Genomic DNA, 2,099 nt, shown 5'->3' with positions numbered 1-2,099 from the left:
TGTCGTTGGCACGGACCTTCGGGGTCCCCGACGGGATCACCAGCAGCTCGCCGGGGAAACGCGCGGACAGCGCGGCCCGACGCCGCGCGGTGTGTGCGGCCTGCGCGATCGGCTCCAGATCACGCCGCTCGGTGTCCGCCCAACCCCGCTTCATACTCTCCGCAAGCTCATCACTCACACCCCCGGGCAGGCGGTTCGTCCGCGGCTGGGTGTCATCGGCCGGTGGGGCCTCGGGCGTCTGCTGGGTCGGCTGGGTCACTACCGTCTCCTGGACGATCGATTGCGGTCGAGGCTGCTGAGGGTGGGCAGCCTTCGCGTGTCGGGGTGTGGGCAGGGCAAAGGGCGGGTAGGGAAGGCGGATCGTTTGCGCGGCGGGTGTGGATCGCACCCGCCGGTGGCGAGGATCTTCCCGCTAGACTCGCCGTCAGCGAGCTGGCACCAATGCGTTGGGCTGCGCCGGTCGGGCCACAACCTGCTCGTGGGCGATCGGCTGAGCGGACGTCACGGAGCTTGCGTCGAACGATCTGGACCCGGCAGGAGCTCATCCCCACCCGTCACCAGATGGGCTTGCTCGGGTGTTGCGGATGTGAACATGCCTGCTGGCATGTCCCGTACGGTATATCGAACGTCGACGGAGAGGGAAGAGGGAAAGCATGAGCGTCTCCACGGAATCCGTCCGAGCCGTACTGGCCGCCAACCTGAAGCAGGTGCGGACCCAACGCGGGCTGTCGATCTCCGAGTTGTCGAGGCGTTCGAAGATCGGCAAGGCGACGTTGTCGCAGCTGGAGTCGGGTGCCGGCAACCCCACCCTGGAGACGGTGCTCGGCCTCTCGCGCGTCCTGGAGGTGCCGGTCTCCGACCTGGTCGACCGCCGGCCGTCCAGCGGGCTCACGGTGGTGCGCGCCGCCGATGTGGAGGCACTGCGCGGGAAGGCGGTCGACATCCGGCCGTTGCGGCGGATCGAGTCCGAGGACTCGGTGTTCGAGGTCTACGACCAGCAGGTGCGGGCCGGGTGCACCCAGGACTCGCTGGGCCACATCGGGACCGAGCACACGGTCGTGCAGGCCGGTCGGCTCGGTGTGCGGGTCGACGGGCACGAGGTGGAACTGGGGCCCGGCGACTACGTGGGCTTCGACGCGACGCTGCCGCACACGTACACGGCCCTGGAGGGCACGGTCCGCTCGGTGCTGCTGCTGCACTCCCGCGGGGAGCAGCGGCTGCACCTGGCCGACCTCGGTTCGACCTCCCGGTGCCCCGCCCACCCGGCCGTGGTGCCGCCCCAGGGTGTTGCCGGGGAGTGACCGTTGACGCACCAAGTGTGAGGCCCTAGGCTCCCGTTGTTCGGTTTACCGAATGCCCGGGTGGTACACGGAGCGCAGCGTGGCCGGGGCGGCGACAGGGTGCCCCGGTCCGGCTTCCCGGCGCGGCCGGTCCGACCCTGTTCGACTGTCGGGACGGCTCTCGGGGTGACGGCCCCACCGGGTGTGCCCCCGTGCGGGGTTGACGGCCGGTGCCCGACACGCCGATCCCGCCACCGCACTCAGGTGCCTCTTTCCTCCCGCCGCCGTTCGATATACCGTACGGATCGTGCCGACGGGCGAGCCCGGCTGCCGATCGCCACCCACCACGGGGTGGCGGGGGAGTCGCAGCCCGGCCGGACGTCGACGTGGCCGAACACGTCGACGGCCGGCCAGCCGACACGGAGCCCGGTGGGGAGCAACCGGCGCTCCCGGTACGGCGATACGGCCCACGGGGCGGGGGGCCGCCCGAGCCCGTCCACCCCCACCAGGGCTGCCCACCCTCAGCAGTCCGGACCGATGCGACTCAGGAGACGGTTGTGACCGAGCGGACATCCGAGAGCCAGGAGCTCCTGGCCCCCGACAGCGAGCGCAAGGCGCGGAAGAACGGTCTGATCCACGGCGTGAGTGATGAGCTTGCGGAGAGTATGAAGCGGGGTTGGGCGGATACCGAGCGGCGTGATCTGGAGCCGATCGCGCAGGCCGCGCACACGGCGCGGCGTCGGGCCGCGTTGTCGGCGCGTTTCCCCGGTGAGCTGCTGGTGATCCCGTCGGGGACGCCGAAGGTCCGTGCCAACGACT

At 70.8% G+C, this 2,099-nt stretch carries 1 protein-coding gene and 2 pseudogenes; 2 read left to right on the top strand and 1 reads right to left on the bottom strand.

Annotated elements, in window-relative coordinates; genetic code table 11:
* A pseudogene (locus P3T27_RS40855) lies at window positions 1-190 on the bottom strand (aminopeptidase P family protein); the annotation flags it as partial.
* Between the two features lie 463 nt (window positions 191-653).
* Here P3T27_RS40855 and P3T27_RS40850 point away from each other — a divergent pair.
* Window positions 654-1,301 carry an XRE family transcriptional regulator gene (locus P3T27_RS40850; protein ID WP_280686447.1) on the top strand — a complete coding sequence of 216 codons (648 nt, stop codon included), beginning with the start codon at window positions 654-656 and terminating at the stop codon, window positions 1,299-1,301.
* Window positions 1,302-1,837: 536 nt separating this feature from the next.
* A pseudogene (locus tag P3T27_RS40845) lies at window positions 1,838-2,099 on the top strand (aminopeptidase P family protein); the annotation flags it as partial.

This window comes from Kitasatospora sp. MAA19 (assembly GCF_029894125.1).
In the GTDB taxonomy this organism is placed as follows: Bacteria; Actinomycetota; Actinomycetes; order Streptomycetales; family Streptomycetaceae; genus Kitasatospora.
This window is presented reverse-complemented; position numbering and strand designations above follow the sequence as displayed.